Here is a 25,944-nt window from a genome sequence, read left to right as displayed (position 1 = left end):
ATGGTGCGCATTTTCCGCAAACCCAGCCGGTTTCGGCTGAAGCTGGCGACGATCGTCGGGCTGGGCTTTGGCGGTTTTGTTGCTATCGCTATCGGGCTTGTGCTGGCCTTGTCAGTGTCGGCGAATATCAAGAATACGTTCTCTTTGTTGAACGACAAGACGATCTTGAGCACCCAAGCGCTTGAAAGCCAAATCCAGACCCATTTTCAGTCCGTTGAAAATGCAGTGGTTGGGCTCAAGCCGTTTTTTGAAGACGGCACTCTATCCCTTGAAGATCGCAAGCGCATTTTTGAGGACTTTTCCATTGCCCTCAAAACCAACACGGATTTGACCACTCTTGCCGTTACAGACAGTGAAGGGCGGCGAATTGGTGTTTACCGTGCTCCAAGCGGAAAACTGTGGCGGATCAATTCCGATGTGCCAGCACCGGGAATGAAACCGGAGAATTTTCCGGAGATCACTGCAGAAAGCGGTCCGGTTTGGGGCCCGATTATGCGCCACGAGGTGGGCTTGTTCGCCAATGTGACGGTGCCTTTGGTGTATGAAGGCGAAATGTTTGCCGCCTTAACCGCTGCAAGCTCGATGGAAAACCTGGCGCAGATTGTTGCCGGGCAAGATGAGGGTGTCGACAACACGGTTTTCATACTCGGTGGTGATGGCGAGGTGCTGATGCACTCTGACGCCGACTGGATACAGACCGGCGGAAGCATATCTCAAAATTTGCCTGGATCCTGGGAAACCGTTGGGGATCCGGTTTTAGCAGCCATCGGCCAAGAAGATCCGCTGGATGAATTTGGGCGCGCCTCGGAACTTGGAATCGAAGTTTCGGTTATCGAGACGGAAGCCGATGTTTACCTGATGATGCGGAGTATGGTTTCCGGTTTCAGTGCCGAACCGTTGACCGTCGGACAGTATTATTTGGGCGCGACCGTCTCACGGGAAGTCGAGCGTTTGGCCGGGTCCGGATTTGTCGGACTTGGAGCGCTTGTTGTTTCTGTTCTGATCGCCATCTGGCTCGGCCGCCGGTTTTCAAGGCCTTTGCGGAACCTGTCGCGGCAATCTGAAAAGGTGGCAACGTTGTCTCTGCATGACGTTGAGCCATTGCCGAGGAGCCGGATCGCCGAAATGGATCAGGTGGCGTCGGCTTTCAACGCGATGGTTGAAGGCCTAAAAGCCATGAACACCTATGTGCCCCGGTCTTTGTTCATCAAGTTGATGCGGCTTGGGGGAGAGAAGGCTGCTGAAGCCCGCAAAGCGGAGCTGACGATCCTGTTCAGCGATATTGTCGGTTTCACCGCGCTTTCTGAAAACATGAGCGCTGAGCAGGCAGCTGCTTTGCTCAACCAGCATTTTGCGATCCTGGTGGAAGCGGTTGAGAGTGAAGGTGGGACTGTCGACAAATTCTTGGGCGACGGTATGCTTGCCTTCTGGGGCGCGCCGGATGACCAGCCGGATCATGCGGAAGCGGCTGTGCGGACGGCCCGCCGGATCGCGGCTGCGTTGAAAGAGGCCAATGAAGCGGCACAAGCGGAAGGCCTGCCGCAGATTCGCATGCGTATCGGTATTCACACTGGTCCAGCCTTGGTCGGCAATGTCGGCGCCCTTGATCGCTGGAACTACACGGTTGTGGGCGATACGGTGAATGCTGCTGAACGGCTGCAGCATTTGGGCCGCGAGGTGGCAGGGGATCCAGAGGTCACGATTCTTGCCAGCGCTGAAACCGTGCGCCGCCTTCCCAATGAGCGGAGCCAGAAAGAAGTGGGTGCGCACCACTTGCGCGGCCGCAGCGGTCGAATGGATGTCTATTGGCTCGACCCAGTGGGAGCGGTGTCTCCGCAGGAAGAAGAGCCCGGCATTGCCCCGGTTTCCGCCGCAGAGTAAGGGCGATTTTGTCCTTACCTGTGGGCATAATATGCCTTTCAAAAGATTATTCTGAACATGTGATTTAGATCACAGCGCCCGATACTGGATTATTGCGTTGCTAATGCAGCACGAATTTGATTGTCTTTGTTTTGCAACATGGGCTTAGTAGGTCTCGCGGACAATCCGGGCGCTGGGAGGTAAATGACGGTGAATGTTCTCTCCATCGAGGGGCTGACAGTAGAGTTTAATACTGCCGAAGGCCGGACGCAGGCCGTCGACGATGTCTCTTTCGTTGTGCCGGAGAACAAGACCGTAGCTCTCGTGGGAGAGTCAGGTTCCGGAAAAACTGTGATTTCCCAGACAATCATGGGATTGCTGCCGCAAGCGGCATCAGTAACCGCCGGCAAAGTAATCCTGTCTGATCCTACCGGCGCCGAGCAGCCAATCGACATTGCTGCATTGGACCGTAAGGGTCCGCAAATGCGCCATCTGCGCGGCAATCGGGTCGCGATCATTTTCCAAGAGCCGATGACATCTTTGTCGCCGCTGCATACGATTGGCGATCAGATCGGCGAAGCGGCCATGCTCCACCGCAACGTTTCTGGAGCCGAAGCCCGTGAACTGACACAAGAAATGCTGCGTTTGGTTCAGTTTCCAGACCCGGCACGGGCTCTGGACACCTATCCGTTCGAATTGTCTGGCGGTTTGCGCCAACGTGCGATGATATCGATGGCCATGATTTGCCGGCCAGCGCTGTTGATCGCTGACGAGCCGACCACCGCTCTTGATGTAACGATCCAGGCGGAGATCTTAAAACTCATCCGCGATGTGCAATCAGAACTCAGGATGTCAGTTCTGATGATCACCCATGATTTTGGTGTGGTCGCCAACATGGCAGACGAGATTGCCGTGATTTATCACGGCCGGATCATGGAAAAAGGCACCGCAGAGCAGCTCTTTTCCAACCCGCAGCATGATTACCTGAAGGCGCTTTTGAACGCGGTTCCAGGCTTTCATATGGACAAAAACGAGCGGCTGGTGCCGATCCGTCCAATTGAAGTAAAGTCGGATGACCTGACAAAAAACCGGCCGAAGTGTGATGTGTTGCCGGGTGAGACACTGGTCGAAATGCGCAACGCAACCAAGGAATTCACCCTTCGCAAGGGATCTTTTTTCGGGTCGAAACCCAAAACCCTGACAGCGCTGGATTGCATCAATTTGACCATCAAACGCGGCGAATGCCTTGGTTTGGTTGGTGAATCGGGATCGGGTAAAACGACGGCTGCTAAGGCGATCCTGCGGGCGATTGGCCTGGAGCACGGCGAAGTCGTCTACAATCGCGGCCATGGGCTTGAAAACATTGCTGATCTGTCCGGTGCGGATCTGATGGATTACCGCCGCCGGGTTCAGCTGATTTTCCAGGATCCGTTTTCCTCGCTGAACCCGCGTATGACCGTCAACGACATCCTGTCCGAACCGTTCGAGGTGCATAACATCGGCACCGCGGAAGAACGGGCCGAGCGTGTCCGCGGTCTCATGACACTCGTAGGGCTCGATCCAAGGTTCCTGCGCCGGTATCCGCATTCCTTCTCCGGCGGCCAGCGTCAGCGGATCGGAATCGCCCGAGCGCTTGCGCTCAATCCGGAATTTATACTGTGCGATGAGCCGACGTCCGCGCTGGACGTGTCGGTACAGGCGCAGATTTTGAACTTGCTTCAAGATCTGAAGCGGGACCTCAATCTCACGTACCTGTTCGTCAGTCACAATCTGGCGGTCGTCGACTACATCGCCGACCGGATCGCCGTGATGTGCCGAGGCCGGCTGGTGGAGCTTGGAGAAACCCGGGAAGTCGTCTCCAATCCGCTTCATCCTTACACAAAGGCGCTGTTGTCGGCTGTTCCGGAGCCAGATCTGTCGGCGCCTTTAGATTTTGCGGCTCTCGATGCCAATCGCGCATCTGAACCGCACCTTTGGCCGGAACCCTTCCGGCTGACCGGCGGTGACCGTCCGTCGCTCTTTGAAATAGAACCAGAACATTATGTCTGCGCACCTGGCCTTAAGAATGCCGGGGCGCTTGAGGGGACTGCAGCATGAACTTTAAAAAAGCCTTGGCGTCAGGTGTCTTCCTGTCTGCCTTTGCGCTCGCCGGGCCTGTGGCCGCCTTGGAATTGAAAGAAATTCCGGGGCTCGATCCGAACTTGCCGCCTGTTGCTGAGCGTGTGCCAACTGAACCGCTGGTCGTGGATTTGGAAGCCAAAGGGCGCACCATCGGCAAACATGGCGGTTCTCTGAATACTTTGATTGGGCGTGCTAAAGACGTTCGGCTGATCAATGTCTGGGGCTATGCCCGTCTGATGGGCTACAATGACAAGCTGGAACTGGTTCCAGATCTGCTGGAGAGTGTTGAAGTCGAGGACGGGCGTATCTTTACGCTGCATACCCGGGAAGGCCACAAATGGTCTGACGGGCATCCTTTTGGGGCTGAAGACTTCCGCTACTATTTTGAAGATGTTGTCACCAACGAGAAGCTGACTCCATCCGGCCTGCCGCCGTTTCTTCTGGCGGATGGCAAAGGTCCGAAATTCGAAGTAATTGACGAGACTTCTGTCCGCTTTACTTGGGATGCTCCCAATCCCTTGTTCTTGCCGCATCTTGCCAAGGCGCGTCCGCCGTTCATCTACCGTCCGGCGCATTATTTGAAGCAATACCATGAGAAATACGGCGACCCGGATTTCATTGCCTCCGAGGCTGCCAAGGTAAAAGCCCGCAGCTGGGCGCCTCTGCACGGCAAGAAAGACGAAATGTACAGCGCCCGCAATGTGGACCTGCCGACACTTCAGCCTTGGGTGCGCAGCAATGACAACAGCGACCTGCGGTTCATTTTGGAACGAAATCCGTACTACCACCGCATCGACAGCACCGGTCAGCAACTGCCGTATATTGACGAAGTGATTATGACTGTTGCCGATGGCAAGCTGATCCCGGCAAAGACCCAAGCCGGTGAAAGCAATCTTCAGGCGCGTAATTTGAGCTTTTCTGACATCACCGTGCTGAAAAAGGGTGAAAAGCTGAACGATTATGTGACCGCGCTCTGGTCCAATGCCAAGGGGTCGGAAATGTCGATCCTGCCCAATCTGACGGTTAAAGACCCGGTTTGGCGGAAGCTTTTGCGCGACACCCGTTTCCGGCATGCGCTGTCGATCGGGATCGACCGGAACCTCCTGAACCGGGTTCTGTTTTTCGGCCTCGGAACACCGGGCAACGACACCGTGTTGACCATGAGCCCGCTTTATTTGCCGGAATACACCAGGAAGTGGGCCGAATACGATCCAGAAAAAGCCAATGCGCTGCTGGATGAAATTGGCCTCACGGAGCGGAACGGCAAGGGTATCCGCCTGATGCCCGACGGCCGGCCGCTGGAGATCATTGTTGAGACGTCCGGCGAGAGCGAAACCCAATCCGATGCTCTTGAACTGATTGCTGAGAACTGGAAAGACATCGGCGTCAAACTGTTTGCCAAGCCGAGCCAGCGCGACAATCTGCGTGAACGCGCGATCACCGGTGATCTGGTGATGTCGGTTTGGTGGGGCATGGATAATGGTATTCCGACCGCTGATATGGACCCAGAAGAGCTTGCTCCGGTGCAATCGGAAAGCCTGACTTGGCATGCCTGGGGCGATCACTATGAAACCAAGGGATCTGGCGGTGAACCAATGGATTGGGCGCCCGCCAAGCGGTTGATGGAGCTTTATGAAGCCTGGCTGGTTTCCAAGACACCGGACGAGCGCACGGCGATTTGGCAGGAAATGCTCCAGATCCATGCGGACGAAACCATCCGGATAGGCTTGGTTTCTGGGGTGCGCCAGCCTGTGGTGGTCAAGGGTGTCAAAAACGTTCCGCTTGAAGGCATCTATGGCTGGGATCCGGGTGCGCATTATGGAATTCATCGCATGGATGAGTTTTATATGGCTAAGTAAGGTCTGAACGAGACCTGGATCCACCCCTACGCGACTCCAAAGGGCGAACTATGGCTGACCGGCTGGAAATGACGTCAGAGCTGATTGACTATGTGTGTGAGGTTGGCACACGAGAAACGCCGGCCTTGGCCAAACTGCGGCAACGCACGCAAAGCCTCCAAGAGGCAGATATGCGTGTGCCGCAGGAGCAGGGGCAGCTGCTGCATTTCCTGATCCGGACTTTAAACGCAAAGAAGGTCATGGAACTCGGTGTTTTCACCGGATACAGCAGCTTGTGGATGGCGTCTGCGCTGCCCGACGACGGCAAACTGATCGCGATCGACAAACGCCCGGATTGGCAGACGATTGCTGAAAGCCATTGGCAGGAAGCCGGGGTTCGGAACAAGGTCGACTTTCGCGTCGGGCGGGCAGAAAAGGTGATCGAAGCGCTGCTCGATGCGGGAGAAGGCGGCACCTTTGATCTGATCTTTATCGACGCCGATAAGAAGAGTTACACACGCTACTACGAGTTGGCGTTGAAACTGCTGCGCACTGGCGGGATCCTGGTTTTCGACAATATGTTGCGCCTTGGCGACGTCATCAATTCATCGGTGAGCGATCCGGCTGTTGACGATATCCGCGAGCTAAACCAGAAACTCAATCAGGACGAACGGGTCGTAATATCAATGCTGCCGTTTTCTGATGGGCTGACGCTCGCTCTAAAGACGTCTTAGAGATAAGGCTGTAAGGTGCTGTGCGCGGGTTGGCGAAACCCGTGCAGGGATTGGGCTGAGGGGAATTGTAGGTGCTGTACTATATTTCGCGCCGGATATTGATGATGGTCCCGACCTTGTTCGTGATCAGCTTTCTGGTGTTCTTCATTATTGAATTGCCAACCGGTGATTACATTTCCAATCAGATCGCCGCGCTGAAGACGTCTGGTGAACAATCCTCCATCGCCAAGCTGGAATTTTTGCGTAAGGAATTTTCCCTCGATCGGCCGTTTTTTGAGCGGTACCTGATCTGGATCGGCATGTGGCCGGGCCCGCACGGTTTTGACGGCCTTTTGCAAGGCAATTGGGGCTGGTCATTTGAATTCGACAAACCCGTTGCTGACGTGATCGGCCCGACACTGCCGCTGACCGTTGTTCTCAATTTCGCGACCATCTTGTTTGTTTATGTGGTGTCGTTTCCAATCGGGATTTATTCGGCCACCCGGCAGTACTCCTGGGGTGATTATGGGTTTACGTTCATCGGCTATGTTGGACTGGCAACACCCAACTTTCTGCTGGCGCTGATCCTCCTTTATTTTTTCAATCGCTGGTTCGGCCTGTCCGTCGGAGGGCTGATGTCCCCCGAATACATCGATCAACCTTGGAGTTTCGACAAGGCGATGTCGGTTCTGGCCCATCTGATCGTGCCAACTGTCGTGATCGGAACATCCGGTACGGCCGGCATGATCCGGCGTCTGCGCGCAAATCTTCTGGATGAACTTCACAAGCAATATGTCACTACGGGCCGGGCCAAAGGCTTGAAGGAAGGCCAGCTGTTGGTGAAATATCCGCTGCGCATGGCGATCAACCCCTTTATTGCCGATATCGGGAACCTGATCCCGTCTCTGGTCTCCGGTTCGGTCATTGTTTCGGTTGTCATGAGCTTACCGACTGTAGGCCCGGTTCTTTTGTCGGCCTTGCAATCGCAAGATCAGTTTTTGGCCGGATTTGTGCTGCTGTTCGTTGCCATACTCACTCTGATCGGGATGCTGATTTCCGATCTCCTCCTGGCGGTGCTGGATCCAAGGATCCGTCTTGGCGGGGGGGCAGCGTCATGACGGAGGATGTCAAAACCAAGGACGGCACGCGCGAGGCCGGCCACTATGTCGATCCGGCGCCGTTCAATCCGGCCGTTGTCGAAGAATTGAGCCCGGAGCAGGAGCGGTTTTATCAGGCCTCCCAGTGGCAGATCATGTGGTGGAAGTTCAAACGCCACAAACTGGCCGTCTGGTCTGGTGTGGTCTTACTGCTGTTTTACCTCTGCGTTCCGTTTGCCGAAGTGATTGCGCCCTACACGCCGAACAGCCGGGACAGTTATCACCTCTATGCGCCGCCGCAGCCGCTACACCTGTTCCATGAGGGCCAATTCGTCGGCCCGTTCGTTTACGGCCTGAAGTCCGAAATCAATATGGAAACCCTGCAGTGGGAATATTCTCCCGATCCGGAAAAAGTTCAAAAACTACGGTTTTTCTGTAGTGGAGATACCTACGAATTCTGGGGGCTCTTTCCGGCCAAGTTCCGCCTGTTCTGCGCAGCCGAAGGGGGCACAGCTTTTCTCCTCGGCACAGATCGGCTTGGGCGTGATCAATTCTCCGGCCTTGTCTATGGCGCCAGACTTTCGCTGACCATCGGTCTGGTTGGGGTGACCATCTCGATTGTTTTGGGCCTGTTTTTTGGCGGCATTGCCGGGTACTTCGGCGGTATTGCCGACACTCTGATCCAACGGCTGATCGAGATTATGCGGTCCCTGCCGGAATTGCCCTTGTGGATGGCACTGTCGGCGGCACTGCCGGTCACCTGGAGCCCGGTGTGGGTTTATTTCGGCCTGACCATTATTTTGGGGCTGCTCGACTGGCCGGGGCTTGCGCGGGCCGTGCGTTCCAAACTGTTGTCACTTCGCGAGGAAGAATACGCCAAGGCAGCCGTCATGATGGGGGCTAAGCCGAAGCGGGTCATAACACGACACCTTCTACCAGGTTTCACCAGCCACATCATTGCGTCGGCGACCCTGTCGATCCCGGCGATGATCTTGGGTGAAACCGCGCTGTCCTATCTCAATCTGGGGCTTCGCCGTCCTGCGATCTCCTGGGGTGTTCTGCTGAACGAAGCGCAGAACATCTCTGTTGTGACGGTCTATCCCTGGCTGATGGCGCCGGTGATCCCGATCATCATTGTGGTTTTGGCGTTTAATTTCCTCGGGGATGGTTTGCGCGACGCCGCCGATCCCTATAAGTGATCCCTTGAGAAATGATTTGTACTGGCGGGCCGGTTTGGCCCGCTCTGTCCATTGGAGTAGACATGTCGAAAAACGCGAGCACTGCCGAAGGCTGGGATGAAGAATACGAGGCCGGGCGCTGGGCCTTTTTGCGCTCGCTGCCGGAAAGCGGCCGTTATGGCATCATCGGCATGTGGTTGACGCTGACCAACTCCATGGATGAAGTGTTGGATATCGGCTGTGGCGAAGGTTTGCTTTATGAGCGGCTTCAGCCGATGGGTGTCAAACGGTATGTCGGTATGGACCTGTCACCGGCCTCATTGGAAATCGCAGACGTCGATCCGGCGATTGCCTCTTTGCGCGCGGGCGATATGCACACGTTTGAACCAAACGAAGGTGAGCAGTTCTCAGCGATTGTTTTCAACGAAGTTTTGCATTTTGCTGAAGATCCTGCTGCAGTTGTTTCCCGTTATGTGCCTTTCTTGAAAAAGGACGGTGTCATTGCGCTTTCCATGTATGCACCGAACAAGCCGGAGTCCGGTGCCAACAAGCTGATCGCCAAGCTGTGGGACGCCACCAGCGATAACAGTAAATGGGACGTTCTGGACGATTACCGGCTTCAGTCTGACAAGAAGAATGTGACTTGGCGCATGCGACTGGTGAAGCCGGTTGTTTGATTTTTCCGGTCAGGTTTGCTTAAAGGCGCCGTCCGAGTCTTGCAGACTGATACAGGCTAGTTAGTTGTGCCGCTGGCGGGCGGGCTCCACCCGGAGGCCCGCAGCCGGCGGGCAATGTCTGCGGATTGTTCTGGGTTGCGGAGAATCCGCTCAAAGGCTTTGTCAATTGCCACTGGCCAGTTTTCCTGCAGCACCTTGGCATGTTTGTGGGCCATTTCCATCTCGCCAAGGGCATGATGAGCAACGACCCGAAAGGCCAACATGCCTGAACTGACCGGTTCGCCGCGTTCCGCAGCGATTTGGAGTGCCTCTAAAGTTTCGTGATAATCGCCAAGGAAATAGTTGGCCACCGCATAGACATTTCGAATGGCAGTCCTTTGCAACGCCACTTCTTGTTCAATAGGTTTCTTGGAGAGCTCGAATGCCAGCTGAGGGTCTCCATTGGCAAGCGCAATGATCCCGTAAATCCCGAGCACATTGAGATCATCCGGTGCCAGGGCATGTGCCCGTTTGGACAACCGTAGTGCGTCTTCGTGTTGTCCATTTGCTAGTGCAACCCAGGAGGCCGATGATTGAGACACGGCACTTGTCGGGTTCAGCTCGACGGCCTTTTGCGCATATTCGGTTGCCGATGCCCTGAGTTCTTCCTTTTGCGGGCCGCCAGGGCTTAACAACGCTAGGGTACCCATTGTCAGGCCTGCGCCTGCATAACCGCGATAATATCCCGGATCTAGCTGGATCGCTTTCTTGAAGAAACCCAAAGCCAGTTGCTGCCGCTCCAGATCGAAAATTGGAAAGAGCAGTTGGCGGGCCTGCTCGATCATATTGAATGCTTGCAGCGTCGCCGGGGATTTTTCCAAGAGGGCCTGGCGCTCCAAAGACAAATCGCCGGTGCCACTTGCGGCCTGTTGTTTCTCGACCGGCTTGGAAAGAAACAGAAATCCAGAGCCAAGGACCGCAGCGAAGATGGCACCAAGCAACGCCACGACCATAAGTCTTGAAGTCGGAATAGAGAGATGTTTCCGGGCCGGAGTGGCTGCATCTGCTTGGGTTTCTTCCGGTGGATCTTCGACGCTATCAACGGTTTCGAAGCGGGGCGCATAGCCGCCACTGTCGATGTGAATGCGGATTGCAGCCGTTTTCCCTTCGGAATTGTAGTAATCGGCGAGCTTGCGGCGCAGCCTGCGGGCATCCACCCTGACGACATTCTCCGGATCACCATCCGTTGCCGCGCTGCGTCCATAGACATCTTGGGCAATTGTTTTGCCCTTTATGGCTTCGGCGCGGCCCTTGAGGGTTTCTTGCACCACATATTCAAGAAAGTTTTTCAGCCGATCGGCATTGGCAAAGCTTGAACTGGACAAGACATCATTCAGCGCCGCCAGAACCTCTGACGAGTCACCGTGAAATTCACGTGTAACCGCTGTGGGTGCTTGTTTTGCCATGAGGGGCGCATGTTTTCATCAAAATGCTTTAAAATCAATGACAAATGACGCTGCGTCACTGTGGGTATCACCGTGTTTCACTTGTTCACGTTCTGAAAGCGGGCACAATTCTTTGAAAAAAGTGAGCGCAGTACACCGATGTTGAACGAGCAGAGGATCAAATCGATTTTTCCTGCAGAATGGGCCGCCGTTTTGGAGAAATGCGGCAGTGACCCAGATATGACTGAAATTTGTGAAGACTTGGACCGACTTGCCGCAGATATCGAAACTGCGGAAAGCAATAAGGCATTTATGTCCGATAGTTTGAAGGCTGATATTCTGCAAAGCATTGAAGCACTGGTTCAAGAAGTCAGGGATAAACTCAATCTGGGCGGAACCAGGTAACAAAACGCAATTGGCGCTGTCCAAATGCAGTACCAGGTTATGGTGATTGAGGAGGGGACCAGCCAAGATCTATCAAGCGGTCGAAGACGTCGTCCAGGTGCTGGGGGTCTTTGAAGCCGCGGCGGAGGATCTTGTCCAATGGGATGTTTGGCCAACTTTTTGTCAACGCCTTGAGTTTCCTTTGAGCTTCCGCCGTCTGACCCAATGCGTGGAAGGCAGCTATCTCAAATGCCATGTTGAGAGGACTGATCGGCTCTCCCAACTCAGCTGCGGTTTGGTAGGAACTCAACACTTCTGCATAATTGCCCAAAAAATAATTTGTCATGGCGTAGGTGTTGCGAGTGCCCGTTTTAGGATCGACTTTTATTGTCGTGGAGCTTGGGTCGGACAAGTCCCGAGCAAATTTGAAGTCTCCGCTGGTCATCGCAATAACCGCATAGACGGCAGTTATCGCAGGATCGTTTCTGTCGAGTTCAAAGGCACGCGCAGACATTCGTAAAGCTTCTTCGAAATTGCCGCTTACATAATGCGCCCAACTAGCAGAAGATTGGGCCCAAGCTGCTGTCGGGTTCAGCTGAATTGCCTGTCGTGCCAATTCCATGGCTTTCGCACTCAATGCCTGCCGTTCATTTTCATCGAGTGAAAACAAAGCAAGTGTGCCGAAAATCTGCGCAGCACCTGCATATCCGCCGAAATACTTCGGATCCAATTCTTGAGCGTGCTCAAAAAAACCAAGGGCAAGTTTTTGACGTTTGAGATCAGTGATCGGAACCATCAAAGTTCGCGCTTGCTCTGCCATATTCACGGCCTGGAGGGATACCGGAGATTTCTCCAGAAGTGCCTGCCGTTCAGGTGCCCGGCTTTCTGGTAGCTCGGCAACCTCCTCTGAGAGAGGGAAAAGAACCCGATACCCTGCGAAAAAGATGATTGCGAAGACCGCAGTCAGGCCGACCAGAAGGAGATAGATCGACGGGAAACGCCTCACAGAGTTTCGTTGATCGACGATCGATGTTGATTTTGGCGTCTCAGTCTCCGTGTCTGAAACCTCTAAAACTTCGAAACGCGGGGCATAGCCGCCGCTATCGATGTGAATGCGTATCGAGGCTGCCTGGCCGTCGGTTTCGTAATAGTCGTCAAGTCTACGCCGCAACCGGCGGGCGTCCACACGGACGACATTTTCCGGACCGCCTTCGGTTTCAACGCCGCGTCCATAGACATCCAGAGCTATGGTTTTGCCCTTGATGGCATCGGCGCGGCCATGGACCGACTCGGTCACCACATATTCAAGAAAACTCTTCAGCCGTTCTGCATTGGAAAAACTCGAACTGGCCAATATTTGGGAGAGAGCAGTCAGAATTTCGTTGGAGTCACCGTGAAATTCACGTGCTTTGCTAGTGATATCCTGATCTGCCATGTGGATATCATAGTTTCACCAAAGTGCTTTAAAAACAAGCGCTAATGACGCAGCGTTACATCGTGTAACACCGTGATTATCACCGTGTTTCACTTGTTTCTGCAGCCGCAGCGGGCAAAGTGCTCTCATACAAATGAGCATAGAAGACCGATGTTGAACACGCAGAGGATCAAATCGATATTTCCATCAGATTGGGCCGCCATAATAAAAAGATGCGGCAATGATCCGGAAATGTTTGAGATATGCACAGACCTAGACAGTCTGGTTGAAGACATCGAAACCGCTGAAAATGGCACGAGATTTATGTCGAACAGCCTTAAGGCGGATGTGCTCATAAGCAAAGAAGCGCTGGTTCAAGAAGTCAGGGAAAAACTAAATCTGAGCTGGACCAGATAATAAAAACAGCGCGTGGCCCCATCTAATTACCGCGCTCATTCCTCCCAAACTGCCGGCCATCTGGTGACTACCTGATGGCCGTTTTCTTTTCTAAAGCAGCATACCCGGATGCCCAATTGGCTCAGTTCGGGATGACAACAATCGTGGATTTGCCGCCCTTGTTGCGCAAGGCATGAACGTCGGCAAGATCCGGATCGTTGATCCATGCCTGTGCCGCTTCGGCACTCGGGAAGGACAACAGTGCGGCAATGTTCGGCCGATCACCCGCTGTTTCCAGAACGACGGGCTCTGGATCTGCGCGCACGACCGAGCCGCCGTGCCGGGCAAGGGCGTCTGGGGCTTTCTCGCGATAAGCGCCGAGGGCGTCTTTGTCAGTAACTGTGATCAGGGCAAGTGCTTGAGTGGTCATGCGGAACTCTCCTTTGTTGCGATGGGATCAAGATAGGCAGGAGGCGGCATGATAAAAATTCTTCAATATCGAACAGCTTTTGTGCAAAAATGCACAGCATGGAAAAGTGGGACGATCTGAAATTTGTGCTCGCCATTGCCAAGGCAGGCAGCATCACCAAAGCGGCGGGTCTTTTAAAGGTGACACACTCGACCGTGTCGCGGCGCCTTGCCAGTCTGGAAGATGAACTCGGGACCCGTCTGTTTGAGCGGATCCCGGACGGGTTTATGCCAACGGCTGCCGGACAAGAAGCCTTGGAAACCGGTGCGCGGGTGGAAAAAGAACTGCTGGCGCTCGACACCAGCATCACAGCGCAGGATGCCGGGCTGGAAGGACCACTCAGGATCACCGCGCCGCAGTTGATGTTTCAGGTGCAGCTGTCGGAGATCATGAAGGCCTTTGCCGAACGGCACCCGCGGATCCAGATGGAGATGATCGCGGCCAACGAGGTCTTGAGCCTGCATCGGCGCGAGGCGGACGTTGCAGTGCGTGTCACAAACAAGCCGGATGAGACACTGTTTGGCAGAATGGCGACGCGCCAAAAACGCACTTACTACATCTCCAAAGACTATGCCCGCCGGTTCGGCGATGCGCTAACGGCCAGTCCCTCAGACATTTCGATCGGTTGCCTTGTGTTCAAATGGGCTTCCCAGCGCGTGCCAAAGCGGATCCGGGCCCGGTATCCGAACGCCCATGTCAGTGTGCTGGCCGATGACATGATTGCCGCCCATGCTGCAGCCAAAGCCGGGCTCGGGATTGTGAACATGCCGTGTTTCATGGGCGATCCGGATCCGGATCTGATGCGGGTGCCCGGTCTGGAGCCGGAGTATTATCTCGACATTTGGCTGCTGACCCATCCGGACTTGAAAAATGTTGCCCGAATTCGAACGTTCATGCGTTTTGCCGCAGAGGCTTTTGCGCAAAAAGGCAGCCTTTACACCGGGGGATAGTCTGCTCGCTTAGTGTACGCGCGCTAGAAACCAGGTTCGGGTGGCATCGTCTGCCGGCAGCAGGGTTTCAATCCGGATGTCGTCCAATGCCGCATCGGCGCTCATGCCGATGGTCGCGATCATCGAAAACAAATTGAGGTCTGCATCGCCAACTTTGAAGTTCATGGTCAGGACCGGCACAGGTGCAGAAATTGGTGCGCTCTCGAGCGCGTCCCGTACACCGGGTTGTTCCACAAGCTCCTTCAAAAGAGCCTGAGCGTCGAGGTCATTTGGACGGCGCGCAACTTCCATCTCTAATAACCGCATAAGCGCCCGGGTGTTCGGCTGCCAATTGACGATGCTGTCGCGCACCGGGCCCGGCATAATGATCGCTCTTAGAATATTGAGCTCCGTGACATTGCCGATTTCGCCGAAGAACGATTGCGCGGCCGCATTGGCTTTTTGAATGCTCCAGATCCGGTCGACGCTGAAGGCAGGGAACGGCTCATGGCCTGCCAGAACATGATCAATGGAAGCCTGCACGGCGGTTCTGGTTTCCGCACTCCAGCGGGTGTCCATGGAGGGGGCCGCAAACCCGGCGGAAATCAACAAGGTATCGATTTCGGCCGCCGGCATTTGCAGCGCAAAGCCCAGCTGAGCAATGGCCGCACGGCTCGGCTGTGACCGGCCGGTCTCCAAAAAACTGATGTGCCGCTGGGAAAGACCCGCTTCAAGCGCAAGGTCAAGCTGGCTGAGCCGGCGCCGGGAACGCCAGGTTTTCAAAAGGCTGGGAAAAGCTGTGTGGTTTTCAGACATGCCTCACTATTCAGCGGAACATTCGCGTTTGTCCATTACCTCTCACGTAATTGAGATCATTCAGCGATCAGGCATGCTTCGTGGCATTCACAATCTTTGAGAGGTGTTCGCCATGTCTACACGCCGATTTGCCCAAACTATTTTGACTGCCAACGCTGCGACGTCCGCGATCTCCGGTCTCGCCTTGCTTTTGCTCCCTGGTGTCTTCGCTGATCTTCTGTTTGCGGCCTCAACAAGCGCCCATGTTCTGGGGACTGCGCTGGTTGGGGGCGGTCTTTTGATCTTCGCCGTCGATGTCGCGCTGATCGCCAGGGACAAGTTCTTAACTTCCAAAGATCTTTATCTTGTGTCCGTTGCGGATGATGCATGGGTATTGGCGAGTATCGCCGCTCTTGTGTTTTTTCCCGCGCATTTGACCAGTTTTGGTTGGTATGCGGTGGCTGTTGTTGCAGCCGGGGTAGCCGGATTTGCAGTCTCGCAGTCTTTGACAGCACTGCGGCTTTCACCGCCCCGCAGCCGGTTTTCGATGACCAAAGTTGGTAAGGGATTTGAGATATCAGTGATCCGGGAGGCGCGCGCCTCCGCAGAAACGGTTTGGCAGGTGATGACTGATCATCCGGGGTACGCCGATGTCGCGGACAATCTGTCCAAAGTCGATGTCCTTAGCGGAGAGGGGCCTAGCACACGCCGTAAATGCTACGGCCCAAAAGGGGAGAGCTGGGCGGAAACCTGCGACCTTTATCAAGACGGCAAAGTCTTCGGCTTCAAGGTCCACACGGACGCGGCCGATTATCCTTATCCGTTTAAACGGGTACAGGGCCGTTGGTCTGTGACACCGAAGGGAACGACAGCAGAGTTTATGGTCGTCATCAAAGTTGAACCGAAAAACGGATTTACCGCTTTGATGATGCAGCTGGTCGGCTTTCGCAACATTCGGGCACTGATGATCAATCTTGCTGACAGATGGGCGGAGCGCATGGAACGGGAAGAGCGCGAACCGGCCCTTCGAGTTGCAGCTGAATAGCGATGTTAGCATCTATCAAAAATGGACCCGGGCCGCATAATCATGCGGCCTGTAATCAAATCCAGCGGCGGACCTTCTCAAGATACGCCAGATAGTCTTCCCCAAAGACCTCTTTCAGACGTTCTTCCTCGGGCTTTATCTGGAATTCAGTCATGTACCAAATGAACAAGGGGCCGACAGCAACCAGCGTCAGAGTACCCCAATAGATCCCGGCGGCAAGCAGAAGGCACAGGAGCCCGAAATACATCGGATTGCGGCTCACCTTGAAAAAGCCTGTGGTGACTAGCGTGCTTGCCTCTTCGGGTTTCATTGGATGTACGGTGGTTTTGGCCTTGATGAAGGCAACCACCGCCTGCCCGCCAAAGGCACAGCCGATCAACGCGACGACAAAGGCTACAGTTCCCTGAAAAGCAGGTGAAATGCTGGCAAAGGGAAGGGCGACATGACCGGCGTAGAGGAGCGCCAAGGCGATCAGAAAAACCACAACGGGCGGGACTTTTAGTTCCAAAGACACGTCAGTTACCCAAAACAATCGGCTGGCCGTGGGGCGTTGATTTGGCCGCCTTGTCCCAAGCATCCCGCAGCCCCTGTAATTGGCTGGCATCCGCTACTTCCTTGCGGGTAAGCAGGGTTTCAAACGCATTCAGCCAATGATCGTAGTAGCTGAGCATTTCGCCGCTGCCATCGCGATCTTTGGCGAGTTCCGCACCCAAGGTCTCGGCCCATTCCGGCCAAGTGAACACACCACTCTCATAGGCTTGCAGCGTCATGGCAAATACCTTGGCTTCCCAAGGTGCGGTAAAGACCGGACCGCCGTCCTGATCGAGCGGCAGTTTCGGGGTGCTAAGAACGGGATCAGGCAGGGTCAAGATAAGGCTCCCAAAGATCGATCCGAAGAGTGAGTTTGGGGTCGCTGTCCGGCCCCCAGATATCGGTGCCCTTGAAAGCAACGCTGTAGAGCCAGGTGGGCTGTTCGCCGTGCCCATGGGCATTGGCATCTGGGAAGACATGCACTCCATGAACGGCGTCGATGGTGCCGACTGCATCACGGGCGTAGCGCGGCAGGCGTGTGTGGCCTTCCGGGTGCATGCGTTTGGTGCGGATCCTGTCACCCGTCTTGAAGCGGGCAGGGGCGTTTCCCGGCCGGTCTGCCGGTCCGCCCTTGGCCAAAACGGCGGCGACATTGTCTGCCTTGAGGATCTGTTTGACTGGTTTCGCCGGGTCTTGAGCCGTGCCGCTATCAAGTTCTTCTTTGGTGATCAGATCTTTGTCGAGACAGAGCTTTTCCAGTCCGAGCGTCCAGATTTTGTAGTAGCTGGAGGTTAGATAGACCGGCGGCGGCAACGTTTCGCGGGCATGGCGCGAGGTGTCGATGTTCCAGCTGCCGGTCGCGCCCATGGCGAGCGTGATGGCAAAGGCCCGTTCTTCCCACTTGGCGTGAAAATTCGGCTCGTTTTCTTCCAGTTCAATCGGGCCGAAGCCCATTTGACCGCCGAGATCCTGAGCGCCATTCATGAAGACGCCTCCAAAGTGGCGGGATCGAGAGCGAGACCAGTGCCGATCATACTGTCCCGGGTCACGAGCTCAGCGAGTTTTTCCTCCGGCCAGTCTTCAGTGCCCGCAGGCCGCTCTGGGATCACCAGATAGCGGACTTCTGCAGTCGAATCCCACACCCGGATTTCTTTGTCCTCCGGCAGGGTGACACCAAATTCAGCCAGAACCCCGCGCGGGTCGCGCACCGCACGGGAGCGGTAGGGCGCGGATTTGTACCAGACCGGCGGCAGGCCCAAAACGGTCCACGGGTAACAGGAACACAAGGTGCAGACGACCATGTTGTGGGTGTCTTCAGTATTTTCGGCAATCACCATGTGTTCACCCTGACGGCCGGTGAAACCGAATTCGGCAATCGCTGCGGTCGCATCGCTTCGCAGCCGGTCCAGATAATTCGGATCAGACCAGGCTTTTGCCACCACCCGGGCGCCGTTTTTCGGGCCGATTTTGGTTTCATAGGTCTCGATCAGCTCATCGAGCGCCGGAGGATCGATGTATCCCTTGTCGGTCAAAAGCGTTTCCAGCGCCCGCACGCGCAATTCGATTTCGGAGAGTTCCGAATGATCGTGATCATGGTTGTGATCGTGAGACATGATGGCTCCAAGAGTAGACCGCACAAGGCGCGCCGCCGCAAACCTGATTAGGAATCTGAACCTTAAGGCGCAGGAACAGGCGCGCCAAGAGGGGGCTGATCACAAATCTTGACTTGTCTTGGGGGAATCTTGGTCAAGGCGTTTTGAATATCCATATCAGACCGGCAGAATGGAGGTTCTCTTAAGGACATTGGAGACTGAGGTGAAGATCGGGCTTGGCGGCGGCTGCCATTGGTGCACCGAAGCCGTCTTTCAGACACTTGCTGGCATTTCTCAGGTGGAACAGGGCTTTATCCGTTCTGATCCGCCCAATGCGTCGTGGTCGGAAGCAGTCTTGGTCACTTTCGATCCTGCAGAACTCCCTCTCGAGGTTTTAATCGAAGTCCACTTGCGCACCCACGCAGCGACCTCGCACCACAAGATGCGTGGCAAATACCGCAGTGCGATCTACGTCTATGACGCCGGGACCGGCGTCCGCGTCGGGCGTGTTCTGCACAAACTCCAAAAGGGTTTTGACGAACCGCTTGTCACCAAAGCCTTGTTCCTGGCGGACTTCAAGGCGTCTGACGACCAGTTCCAGAACTACTATCTAAAAGGCCCGGACCGGCCCTTCTGCAAGAGTTACATTGATCCGAAATTGGCGCTCCTCCGGCGGGACTACGCGGCTGTCCTGCGGCAAGACGTCGAGGCGGCGGAGTAGGGAGACCCACACCCATTGATGTCATCCCGGACGAAGCAACGCGAAGAATTCGGGGTCTACTCTCAGCGCCATCTGCCGAAGAGAATGTGCTTTCACCGTCAGCTCTGCAAACGAGTGGATCCCGGATCTGCGCTGCGCTTGTCCGGGATGACGGCAAAGACTAAGCAAGTATATTCCGCCGGCTCCATCGCAACAATCTTCTATGGATGAGGCTCAGGAAATCCGTGACGTTCTGTGAGCGCTTCCAGGATGGAATCCTTGTCGTCAATAAAACCGCCGTCGTCCAGGATCAGCACCGGCAGGCTTTGGTTTTCTTCCCCCAAAAGCTCAACGATCTCGGTGCGCGGGCGTGGCCAGGGAATACGTTTGACGTCCAGGTCCGCACCAAGTTCCGGGAAAGACGCCAAGACTCCTTCCATCAAGGCGCAGTGCCAGCAATAGAAGGTTGTGTCCGGATAGGAGGGATCTTCAAATCCGGGTGTCAGCAGATAAAGGGTGTCGGTCATAACAGAAATCTCAGATGTCTGCGTGTCGGGTGTGTGGCTCAAACGTCTTGTACATCGTACCCGCTTGCCGAACAGCCATAGGTATCAGTTTCAAACACATCAAATAACTGATTCAACTCCCGATGTCGGGAAAATCCAGCGGCAAAGCTCTTTTGAGACTGCTGGTGACAAGATGGAGATGGTTCTGGAGCGGATCAAAGGCACCTCTCTTGTAAGGCGTAATATTTAACCCATCAGAGCTCACCGCATCCGCAAAAGCATAGATATAGGCGGCGTCAACGTCGCGACAGCGACGATATTCAATGTGATCGAGCGCATCTTGAACCGTTGAATCAATCAAGTCGGTGGGTTCATTCAATTTGTTAAGTGCATAAGCCCTGATCAGCAGACTTTCTGTTTTTAAGTAAAGCGAGTTGATTTTTTCGATGTAATGACTGCCACTTCGTAATTTTGCTTTTCCATTAAATCCAAAAGCTTGTGCATATAGTATGAATTACGGACTATGCTGGGAAGTTTCAGTATTTTCGAAATGATCATAAGTCTTCCGCCATAGTGGATTTTCAGCTGAAAAGATCTTTGATGTGTGGCCACTCAGCTCCCGGGTGGTGGGCGGCAATGGCGAGAAACTCGTCCAGAAACTCCCAGCAACCGTCGTCATGAACCAAATGGTGGGTCAGAATGCCGAGCGGCTCCTGTGGGTTGGTCCGGCGGCGGCAGAGTTGCAGGTCAAACCGCTGTGCCGCGCTTTTCCAGCCGATGTAGCGGACTTCGCGTTTCCACTTGATGATGTCGACGTGGCTTTGGACCTGATGGGCGCGCGGTGCGTTGAGCCAGGTAAAGGTCGAGAGACCCGGCAGGCCTATCTCCGGCAGCATATCGGCAACCGGCCGGGCAATCCGGTTCCACGGCGGCACCATCGCCGGAATGAATTTGGTGCCGAAGAGGCGCTCAAGGTTCGCCTTGCCATCCGAGAGCTGGGCGCGCAGTTCGTCCATGTCCCGGCGGCTGCCGAGTTCGGCCGCGCGCTCGCCAAGATCCTTGCGCTGATAATTCTTGTGGTGCCAGCCATGTTGCAGCACTTGTGCACGCGGTTCGATCTCCAGGCGGGCGCTTAAGGCCTCGCCGGCGTTTTTCGGAATAACGGCGAGACCGATTTCAACATTGTGTTTGTTGGCAAGCCCAAGCATCCGGTCGAGCTGTGGCGTCGGCTCAAACGCGTCATCGTCACGCCACCAAAACCGGACCTTGCGGCCGTGCTCGGCGAACCAGTCCAGATGGGCCGTCAGCTCTGAGCGGAAGCGGTCGAGATCCGCGTTCATGCGCTGCGGCCTTTAAGTTTTTCCATCAAGATGTCTGCACTGCGATCCGCGCCGCCCAAAAGAACCTTGTGATGACTGCGGGGCAGTGCCAGCGCATCGTCGGCGGCCTGTGCAAGACGCTCCGGTGTCAGCATGTCCTCGCTGGCGACCACCACCCGGCCATGGTTTGCCAGGGCCTTGGCCCGTTGCTCCTGCTCGGTTTCCGTCGCCAGCGCGAAGGGCACGATCACGGAGGGAACCCCGGCTTCTAAAACGTCAAGAACCGTGTTGTAGCCGCCCTGGCTAATGGAGAGACGTGCGCGTTTCAAAAGACCTGGAAAATCGGGCCGGGCCCGCTCCACAATGACGCCGTCGCCGGCGCGGCTCCGGTAGTCCTGATATTCGTCTTCCGGCACATTGTGGCCGGCCAGAACCCGCCAGGTGCAGTCTCCAGCCCGCCGGGAAAGGAGCCTGGCATCGATGGCCGCGCTGAGCAGGCTTTCCGACATGGCACCACCGCCGCAGGAAACGACAACCTCGTCTTCGCCGTCGCCGTCCGGCGGTTCTGGCCGGTCGCCCTCACGCACGACGTAACCGGTGTAGGCCAGAAGGTCTTCCACCTTGTGGGCAAAGGGAAAACTGTCGGCCAGCGTGATGAAATCCGGATCGGCGTGGATCAGCACCGTGTCGAAATAATCGCGGGCCTTGTCGGCCATCCACTCTTCTTTCCAGAGCTGCTGCTTGGGCACGAGAATATCGCGGATGGAACTGGCGATCACCGGTGGATTGTCCCGGTTTTTCGCGGTGTCCATCAAGACAGAGAGCTCAAACTCGAACTGCCGGCGGCCAAAAGGGTAGGTCTCGGTCAAAAGAAGGTCGTAGGGCTTGGCGGCGAAGGCCTTGAGGGTTGCGGCAGTTCGCATTGCCCGCCAGTCGTCATCCAGATCCTTGCCGTCGAGCGTGATCAGCCGGGAGAATTCGGCATTCGCTGTCTTGGCGCCCGGCAGTTCGACAATTTCAAGGCCTTCGACATCGAGCGTTGGCGGGATTTGGTTGCCGGAGGCCAGGGTAACTTCGACACCGCGTTCGGCGAGCTTCTTGCCGATCGCCGTTGCTCGGACCACATGGCCTGTGCCCAAAAGATGTTGAACGTAGATAAAGGCGGAAAGAGGCATGGTGTTCAGCGATCCTTGGCTTGGTCAAGCTGGCGGTGTTGGTAGTGGTCTAGTGCGGCTTTGAGAAAGGCGTCAAGCCGTTCCGCGCCTGCCTGAAGCGAATGCACCTCGATCATGCGGGTTCTGGCGGCTTCCCCGAACCGCCTAGCAAGCGCCGGAGTGTCCAGAACCTGCCGCAGCTTGGCGGCAAACGCTGAGGAATCGCCTTCCGGCGCTAGCAGTCCGGAAGTGCCATCGGCCATGATTTCCGGGACACCGAGCGCATCCCCGGCAATCACGCCGAGGCCGGAGGCCTGGGCTTCGAGCAGCACAAACCCAAAGCTTTCCCGGATCGCCGGCCAGACAAACAGATCATGCTTCGGATATTCGGCAATCACGTTTTCCGGGGAAAGCGCGCCAAGCCAGGTGATCCTGTCTTGCGGGAACTTTCTGAGAATTTTCTCGCGGTTCGGCCCGTCGCCAACAATTGTCAGATGCCAGGGACGGTCTACAAGTTCTGAAAGCGCTGCTGCCAGCACCTCATAGGAGGCCGTCTTGTCCCCCACGCGCATCATGCCAACCGTCAACAGTTTCAAAGGTTCTGCAGGCTCCGTGCGGGGGGAAACGCTAGCGGATGATTCAAAGGCGCTCAGATCGAGAAACGGTAAAACCGTTCGCAGCCGCTCAGCGGGAACGGTTCCCGTTTCTTCAAAAAACGGCAAGAGACGGTCCCGGTCCCAGTTGTGGAGTGCGGCTATCCCATCGGCGCGTTTCAGCGCATCATCAGCTCCTTGAAAGCCAACAGCCCAAGGGCCTGCGCGGCGTTTGCGGGCGCGGCTTGCCTCAATCACGGCATAAGGCACGTCAAAGCGGTCGGCCAGCGCAGGACCGATCCAGTCCGGGGCCTTGTGATAAAGGTGATAGGTCAGGAAAAGGTCCGGCCGGTAGCCTTCACGTGTCCAGGCATCGCCAATCCGTTCAGCTTCTTCCAGTGCAGCTTTCTTGACCGCCAGCAGAGCATTGTCACCACCCTCCTTGCGCCAGGCGCGAAAGCGGGTCGCGATGCGAACCTCATGACCGCCAATTTCCAACGCCTTTAGGATCAGCCGGCCCATGGTGCGGTCGCCCGACGGCTGTGGATCGTCCAGCGGCTTCATCGGGGCTGTGAAGGCAATCTTCACGGAGGATGGCTCTTTTCGTTTTGGGTCCTAAATCACTTTTCGGAATTTCTCCGCCAGATGATCCAGTCCCGGGTGTGTTGCAAAGTTTGTGCGCACGTTGCCGGCCGATGCGTGGCCAAGCCGGTCGCGTTCCTTCGGGTCTTTAATCAGCTCTTCCAGGGCCTTGGCAAGAGTTGCCGGTTCGGCTGGCGGGACAAGTCGGCCCGTTTCCCCATCTGTGATCAGTTCAGGTATGGCCGAGACATTGGTCGACAGGCAGCAAATGCCCATGGATTGGGCTTCCATCAAAACGTTCGGGATGCCATCGCGGTCGCCGGATTTGGTGAGTTTGGACGGCAGGACGAAGAGATCCGCTTCCTGGCACGACTTGATCACCTCTTCGCGTGGCTGTGCCCCGCGCCAGGTAATCTTGTCCGACAATCCAAGTTTTTCTGACCGGGCTTTCAGTTTTTCCGAAAGCGCGCCGCCGCCGATATGCGTGAAGTGCCAGTTGAGGTCATCCGGCAGCTTGTTAAGCGCGGTCAAAAGGTCGTTGTAGCCTTTCTTTTCCACCGCACGGCCAACGGAAAGAAGTTGTACCGGCGCGCCGCTGCCGTCCCGTGCTGACGGTGTTTCCGAGGGCATTGGGAAGCCACAGAAGTCCAGGCCGTGATAGACAAGCTCCACCTTGTCGGGATCCTTGCTAAGGCCTTTGAGATATTCTGCGTTCACACCGGTACAGGTGACGCCCCAGGCAGCGTCATCCAGTTTGGTCCGAAGATCCCACTCCGGACTGGTCCAGATATCCTTGGCATGGGCGGAAAACGACCATTGCCGGCCTGCCAAATGGGCCGCGTAACGGGAAGCCGAACACGGCGTATGCAGATAGTGCGTGTGGATCCAAGTCACATCCTCAGGCAGTTCATGGGCAAAGACACAGCCTTGTGCCCACCGCCGCTGGCGGTTGGCATTGCTTTCCTGCGCAAAGTCCTTGTCGAACAGCGCTTTGGCGGCTTCGTAAGTCGGCTGATTTTGAGCCCAACGCTTGGCCCGGGCAACCCGGGCCGGGTCATCCTTGACGTATTCCGGCAGATACATCACTTCGGCTGAAATCTGCCGGTGAAGATCATGAATGTACGGGTCATACGGCTGGCGCAGGGCGACGATCAGAATTTCAATTCCCCGCCGTTCCAGTCCCAGAATTTCCTGGGCAATAAAAGTTTCAGACAGGCGTGGATAGCCTTTGACCACTACGGCAATACGGGACATTTACAAGACTTCAGATCTTTAGAATTGGCAGGAACGGGACGTTAGAAATTGACCAGTTTTGGTGCAAGGGTTTCTTGCTTTTCAGCAAAAATCTCGCCAACCCGCTGGCCGACAACCTCCAGGCCGCCCAGAAGATTGTCGACACCCGCAGTGCTCGGCGGCGGCGATTGCGGCAGTTCTGAAAGAGCCAGGGCCATCAGGTCCGCGTCCGGGTAATGATCGATCGGCAGAACCTTCAAAAGGTTACTTTTTTCAGCCCGCTCAGCCCGGATTGCCTGTTCTTTGCGCGGAACCACTCGGGGCACCATCAAGGTCGGTTTGTCGAACGACAGGATCTCGCAGAAGGTGTTGTAACCGCCCATGCCAACAATTGCAGTCGCGCTGTTCAAATAAGGCTCAATCTGTGGAGTGAAGCGCAGAACCTCCACGTCACGCAGGTGTTCGGCCCGTTCGGTGAAGTCGGCTGCCGCGGCAGCCGGCATAAATGGGCCAAGAATAATCAGGGCGGGAAAGAGCGGGCGCTGACGGGCTTCATAGGCCTTCATGACCCAATCGACCATTTCCACCCCATCCCCGCCGCCGCCTGGCGTGACCAGGATATACGGCTCTTCACCAAATGGGGCAGGCGCAGGCTGGTCTTCTGCAGACTTCGGCAAGTTCCGGCGCAGATAACCTGTGTAGCGAAGCTTGTCCGTTATCGTGGAGGGGAGGTCCAAGCCATCGAGTGGATCGCAAATTCCCTCCGGGCCATAAACCCAAATCTCATCGTAAAGGTTTTCCAAGGCCGGGTAGACGTTTTTCCGGTCCCATTCCTCTGCAAGCGTTTCCGGGTCGTCCATAACATCGCGCAAACCCAAAACAAGACGCGTGTCTGTGCCTTTGAGTGCTTCCAAAGTGCCAAGCACTTCCCCGCGCAGACCCGTTGGTTCCTTGTCGACAATAAAGATATCCGGTTCAAAAACTTTGGCCGTATGCTCGATGATGGAGGACCGGATGGCCAGGGTTTGATCGATGTTGATGTGTAGCGAGAGCGGCGTGTACTCGCCGTTTCGTAACTTGATCACGCCTGGAATGCGGACAAAATCAACCCGCGCACGGAACTCAAAACTGCCAATGATCGGTGAGCCTGACAGAATCAGGACAGACAGCGTACTGAAGTCGCCGACCAAAGACTGGGCAATCGCCCGGCACCGGCGCAAGTGGCCAAGCCCGAAAGAGTCATGGCTGTAGATCAGGATCTTCGGTGTGGTGGAACTCATACTGCCCCTGGAATTGTAATGCGGCCCCGTAGGCTTTATGTCTCATAAGGATAGCCGTTGTCACGTCCAGATATCAGATACTCTGGTGACTATCGACAAGAAGCAGCGGCGCGA

Annotated in this window: 26 protein-coding genes; 11 read left to right on the top strand and 15 right to left on the bottom strand. The window is 55.7% G+C overall.

Translation table 11 applies throughout. The annotated features are described in order from the left end of the window. The 7 genes from ACOOFE_RS17505 to ACOOFE_RS17475 all read left to right on the top strand — a co-directional run bounded on the left by ACOOFE_RS17505 (nucleotide 1) and on the right by ACOOFE_RS17475 (nucleotide 9,484). Nucleotides 1–1,881 carry an adenylate/guanylate cyclase domain-containing protein gene (locus tag ACOOFE_RS17505; RefSeq protein ID WP_420411235.1) on the top strand — a complete coding sequence of 627 codons (1,881 nt, stop codon included), beginning with the start codon at nucleotides 1–3 and terminating at the stop codon, nucleotides 1,879–1,881. Between the two features lie 183 nt (nucleotides 1,882–2,064). Then, a complete protein-coding gene (locus ACOOFE_RS17500) occupies nucleotides 2,065–3,957 on the top strand; it encodes an ABC transporter ATP-binding protein (protein WP_420411234.1) in 1,893 nt (630 codons plus the stop codon). Next, nucleotides 3,954–5,840, top strand: a complete 1,887-nt coding sequence (locus tag ACOOFE_RS17495; RefSeq protein ID WP_420411233.1) for an ABC transporter substrate-binding protein — start codon at nucleotides 3,954–3,956, stop codon at nucleotides 5,838–5,840. Before ACOOFE_RS17500 ends, ACOOFE_RS17495 begins: the two co-directional genes overlap by 4 nt. A gap of 50 nt (nucleotides 5,841–5,890) precedes the next feature. Next, entirely contained in the window at nucleotides 5,891–6,553 is a 663-nt protein-coding gene (locus ACOOFE_RS17490) for an O-methyltransferase (RefSeq protein WP_420411232.1), read from the top strand. Between the two features lie 71 nt (nucleotides 6,554–6,624). Further along, nucleotides 6,625–7,650 carry an ABC transporter permease gene (locus ACOOFE_RS17485; protein WP_141187496.1) on the top strand — a complete coding sequence of 342 codons (1,026 nt, stop codon included), beginning with the start codon at nucleotides 6,625–6,627 and terminating at the stop codon, nucleotides 7,648–7,650. After that, a complete protein-coding gene (locus ACOOFE_RS17480) occupies nucleotides 7,647–8,828 on the top strand; it encodes an ABC transporter permease (protein ID WP_420411231.1) in 1,182 nt (393 codons plus the stop codon). Before ACOOFE_RS17485 ends, ACOOFE_RS17480 begins: the two co-directional genes overlap by 4 nt. A 62-nt stretch (nucleotides 8,829–8,890) precedes the next feature. Next, the gene (locus tag ACOOFE_RS17475) at nucleotides 8,891–9,484 is read left to right on the top strand and encodes a class I SAM-dependent methyltransferase (protein WP_420411230.1); all 594 of its coding nucleotides are present in this window, start codon (nucleotides 8,891–8,893) and stop codon (nucleotides 9,482–9,484) included. 56 nt (nucleotides 9,485–9,540) lie between these two features. Here the strand turns inward: ACOOFE_RS17475 and ACOOFE_RS17470 are convergent, their stop codons facing one another. Further along, nucleotides 9,541–10,929, bottom strand: a complete 1,389-nt coding sequence (locus ACOOFE_RS17470; RefSeq protein WP_420411229.1) for a tetratricopeptide repeat protein — start codon at nucleotides 10,927–10,929, stop codon at nucleotides 9,541–9,543. A gap of 219 nt (nucleotides 10,930–11,148) precedes the next feature. On the opposite strand from ACOOFE_RS17470, the gene ACOOFE_RS17465 reads away from it, so the two are divergent. Next, a complete protein-coding gene (locus ACOOFE_RS17465) occupies nucleotides 11,149–11,313 on the top strand; it encodes a hypothetical protein (RefSeq protein ID WP_420411228.1) in 165 nt (54 codons plus the stop codon). Nucleotides 11,314–11,350: 37 nt separating this feature from the next. Here the strand turns inward: ACOOFE_RS17465 and ACOOFE_RS17460 are convergent, their stop codons facing one another. Next, nucleotides 11,351–12,727 carry a tetratricopeptide repeat protein gene (locus ACOOFE_RS17460; RefSeq protein WP_420411227.1) on the bottom strand — a complete coding sequence of 459 codons (1,377 nt, stop codon included), beginning with the start codon at nucleotides 12,725–12,727 and terminating at the stop codon, nucleotides 11,351–11,353. Nucleotides 12,728–13,244: 517 nt separating this feature from the next. Beyond that, on the bottom strand, nucleotides 13,245–13,532 hold the full coding sequence (locus ACOOFE_RS17455) for a DUF1330 domain-containing protein (protein WP_141187491.1): 288 nt from the start codon (nucleotides 13,530–13,532) through the stop codon (nucleotides 13,245–13,247). Between the two features lie 98 nt (nucleotides 13,533–13,630). Here ACOOFE_RS17455 and ACOOFE_RS17450 point away from each other — a divergent pair, with 98 nt between their 5' ends. Further along, complete coding sequence (locus ACOOFE_RS17450) at nucleotides 13,631–14,521, top strand: LysR family transcriptional regulator (RefSeq protein WP_420411226.1); 891 nt, start codon at nucleotides 13,631–13,633, stop codon at nucleotides 14,519–14,521. A gap of 9 nt (nucleotides 14,522–14,530) precedes the next feature. On the opposite strand, the gene ACOOFE_RS17445 is transcribed toward ACOOFE_RS17450, so the two are convergent. Then, a complete protein-coding gene (locus tag ACOOFE_RS17445; protein ID WP_420411225.1) occupies nucleotides 14,531–15,316 on the bottom strand; it encodes a helix-turn-helix domain-containing protein in 786 nt (261 codons plus the stop codon). A 112-nt stretch (nucleotides 15,317–15,428) separates the two neighbouring features. Between ACOOFE_RS17445 and ACOOFE_RS17440 the strand changes: the two genes are divergently transcribed. Continuing rightward, nucleotides 15,429–16,340 (top strand): SRPBCC family protein, encoded by a 912-nt coding sequence (locus ACOOFE_RS17440; protein WP_420411224.1) that lies wholly within the window; start codon nucleotides 15,429–15,431, stop codon nucleotides 16,338–16,340. Between the two features lie 55 nt (nucleotides 16,341–16,395). Here ACOOFE_RS17440 and ACOOFE_RS17435 read toward each other — a convergent pair whose 3' ends face one another. From ACOOFE_RS17435 to nthA, 4 genes are read right to left on the bottom strand one after another with little or no spacing between them, the layout of a single operon-like run. After that, on the bottom strand, nucleotides 16,396–16,854 hold the full coding sequence (locus ACOOFE_RS17435) for a methyltransferase family protein (protein ID WP_420411223.1): 459 nt from the start codon (nucleotides 16,852–16,854) through the stop codon (nucleotides 16,396–16,398). A 1-nt stretch (nucleotide 16,855) separates the two neighbouring features. Next, nucleotides 16,856–17,209 carry a nitrile hydratase accessory protein gene (locus tag ACOOFE_RS17430; protein ID WP_420411222.1) on the bottom strand — a complete coding sequence of 118 codons (354 nt, stop codon included), beginning with the start codon at nucleotides 17,207–17,209 and terminating at the stop codon, nucleotides 16,856–16,858. Further along, nucleotides 17,196–17,855 carry a nitrile hydratase subunit beta gene (gene nthB, locus ACOOFE_RS17425; RefSeq protein WP_420411221.1) on the bottom strand — a complete coding sequence of 220 codons (660 nt, stop codon included), beginning with the start codon at nucleotides 17,853–17,855 and terminating at the stop codon, nucleotides 17,196–17,198. The genes ACOOFE_RS17430 and nthB overlap by 14 nt, the downstream gene beginning before the upstream one ends. Continuing rightward, nucleotides 17,852–18,484: a nitrile hydratase subunit alpha gene (gene nthA / locus ACOOFE_RS17420; RefSeq protein ID WP_420411220.1), complete on the bottom strand. Its 633-nt coding sequence runs from the start codon at nucleotides 18,482–18,484 to the stop codon at nucleotides 17,852–17,854. Before nthA ends, nthB begins: the two co-directional genes overlap by 4 nt. Before the next feature lie 202 nt (nucleotides 18,485–18,686). Here nthA and ACOOFE_RS17415 point away from each other — a divergent pair, with 202 nt between their 5' ends. Further along, nucleotides 18,687–19,184: a peptide-methionine (S)-S-oxide reductase gene (locus tag ACOOFE_RS17415; protein ID WP_420411219.1), complete on the top strand. Its 498-nt coding sequence runs from the start codon at nucleotides 18,687–18,689 to the stop codon at nucleotides 19,182–19,184. 200 nt (nucleotides 19,185–19,384) lie between these two features. Here the strand turns inward: ACOOFE_RS17415 and ACOOFE_RS17410 are convergent, their stop codons facing one another. The 7 genes from ACOOFE_RS17410 to ACOOFE_RS17380 form a co-directional block, all read right to left on the bottom strand. Next, a complete protein-coding gene (locus tag ACOOFE_RS17410; RefSeq protein ID WP_420411218.1) occupies nucleotides 19,385–19,690 on the bottom strand; it encodes a DUF3088 domain-containing protein in 306 nt (101 codons plus the stop codon). A gap of 112 nt (nucleotides 19,691–19,802) precedes the next feature. Then, complete coding sequence (locus tag ACOOFE_RS17405) at nucleotides 19,803–20,048, bottom strand: hypothetical protein (protein ID WP_420411217.1); 246 nt, start codon at nucleotides 20,046–20,048, stop codon at nucleotides 19,803–19,805. A 202-nt stretch (nucleotides 20,049–20,250) separates the two neighbouring features. Continuing rightward, the gene (locus tag ACOOFE_RS17400) at nucleotides 20,251–21,009 is read right to left on the bottom strand and encodes a polysaccharide deacetylase family protein (protein ID WP_420411216.1); all 759 of its coding nucleotides are present in this window, start codon (nucleotides 21,007–21,009) and stop codon (nucleotides 20,251–20,253) included. Beyond that, on the bottom strand, nucleotides 21,006–22,163 hold the full coding sequence (locus ACOOFE_RS17395) for a glycosyltransferase family protein (RefSeq protein WP_420411215.1): 1,158 nt from the start codon (nucleotides 22,161–22,163) through the stop codon (nucleotides 21,006–21,008). Before ACOOFE_RS17395 ends, ACOOFE_RS17400 begins: the two co-directional genes overlap by 4 nt. Nucleotides 22,164–22,168: 5 nt before the next feature. Beyond that, entirely contained in the window at nucleotides 22,169–23,323 is a 1,155-nt protein-coding gene (locus ACOOFE_RS17390; RefSeq protein ID WP_420411214.1) for a glycosyltransferase family 4 protein, read from the bottom strand. Between the two features lie 27 nt (nucleotides 23,324–23,350). After that, complete coding sequence (locus tag ACOOFE_RS17385) at nucleotides 23,351–24,571, bottom strand: glycosyltransferase family 4 protein (protein ID WP_420411213.1); 1,221 nt, start codon at nucleotides 24,569–24,571, stop codon at nucleotides 23,351–23,353. A gap of 41 nt (nucleotides 24,572–24,612) precedes the next feature. Continuing rightward, on the bottom strand, nucleotides 24,613–25,830 hold the full coding sequence (locus ACOOFE_RS17380) for a glycosyltransferase family protein (RefSeq protein WP_420411212.1): 1,218 nt from the start codon (nucleotides 25,828–25,830) through the stop codon (nucleotides 24,613–24,615). Nucleotides 25,831–25,944: the final 114 nt, after the last annotated feature.

The organism is Roseibium sp. (assembly GCF_965216085.1).
Classification (GTDB): Bacteria; Pseudomonadota; Alphaproteobacteria; order Rhizobiales; family Stappiaceae; genus Roseibium.
This window is presented reverse-complemented; position numbering and strand designations above follow the sequence as displayed.

Excerpts from the sequence above, each read along its gene's own strand:
- ACOOFE_RS17385 (WP_420411213.1), bottom strand. The coding sequence starts at position 24,571 with ATGTCCCGTATTGCCGTAGTGGTCAAAGGCTATCCACGCCTGTCTGAA.
- ACOOFE_RS17400 (WP_420411216.1), bottom strand. The coding sequence starts at position 21,009 with ATGAACGCGGATCTCGACCGCTTCCGCTCAGAGCTGACGGCCCATCTG.
- ACOOFE_RS17410 (WP_420411218.1), bottom strand. The coding sequence starts at position 19,690 with ATGACCGACACCCTTTATCTGCTGACACCCGGATTTGAAGATCCCTCC.
- ACOOFE_RS17460 (WP_420411227.1), bottom strand. The coding sequence starts at position 12,727 with ATGGCAGATCAGGATATCACTAGCAAAGCACGTGAATTTCACGGTGAC.
- ACOOFE_RS17380 (WP_420411212.1), bottom strand. The coding sequence starts at position 25,830 with ATGAGTTCCACCACACCGAAGATCCTGATCTACAGCCATGACTCTTTC.
- ACOOFE_RS17500 (WP_420411234.1), top strand. The coding sequence starts at position 2,065 with ATGACGGTGAATGTTCTCTCCATCGAGGGGCTGACAGTAGAGTTTAAT.
- ACOOFE_RS17450 (WP_420411226.1), top strand. The coding sequence starts at position 13,631 with ATGGAAAAGTGGGACGATCTGAAATTTGTGCTCGCCATTGCCAAGGCA.
- ACOOFE_RS17505 (WP_420411235.1), top strand. The coding sequence starts at position 1 with ATGGTGCGCATTTTCCGCAAACCCAGCCGGTTTCGGCTGAAGCTGGCG.
- ACOOFE_RS17480 (WP_420411231.1), top strand. The coding sequence starts at position 7,647 with ATGACGGAGGATGTCAAAACCAAGGACGGCACGCGCGAGGCCGGCCAC.
- nthB (WP_420411221.1), bottom strand. The coding sequence starts at position 17,855 with ATGAATGGCGCTCAGGATCTCGGCGGTCAAATGGGCTTCGGCCCGATT.
- nthA (WP_420411220.1), bottom strand. The coding sequence starts at position 18,484 with ATGTCTCACGATCACAACCATGATCACGATCATTCGGAACTCTCCGAA.
- ACOOFE_RS17490 (WP_420411232.1), top strand. The coding sequence starts at position 5,891 with ATGGCTGACCGGCTGGAAATGACGTCAGAGCTGATTGACTATGTGTGT.
- ACOOFE_RS17395 (WP_420411215.1), bottom strand. The coding sequence starts at position 22,163 with ATGCCTCTTTCCGCCTTTATCTACGTTCAACATCTTTTGGGCACAGGC.
- ACOOFE_RS17465 (WP_420411228.1), top strand. The coding sequence starts at position 11,149 with ATGACTGAAATTTGTGAAGACTTGGACCGACTTGCCGCAGATATCGAA.
- ACOOFE_RS17470 (WP_420411229.1), bottom strand. The coding sequence starts at position 10,929 with ATGGCAAAACAAGCACCCACAGCGGTTACACGTGAATTTCACGGTGAC.
- ACOOFE_RS17475 (WP_420411230.1), top strand. The coding sequence starts at position 8,891 with ATGTCGAAAAACGCGAGCACTGCCGAAGGCTGGGATGAAGAATACGAG.
- ACOOFE_RS17440 (WP_420411224.1), top strand. The coding sequence starts at position 15,429 with ATGTCTACACGCCGATTTGCCCAAACTATTTTGACTGCCAACGCTGCG.
- ACOOFE_RS17455 (WP_141187491.1), bottom strand. The coding sequence starts at position 13,532 with ATGACCACTCAAGCACTTGCCCTGATCACAGTTACTGACAAAGACGCC.
- ACOOFE_RS17495 (WP_420411233.1), top strand. The coding sequence starts at position 3,954 with ATGAACTTTAAAAAAGCCTTGGCGTCAGGTGTCTTCCTGTCTGCCTTT.
- ACOOFE_RS17445 (WP_420411225.1), bottom strand. The coding sequence starts at position 15,316 with ATGTCTGAAAACCACACAGCTTTTCCCAGCCTTTTGAAAACCTGGCGT.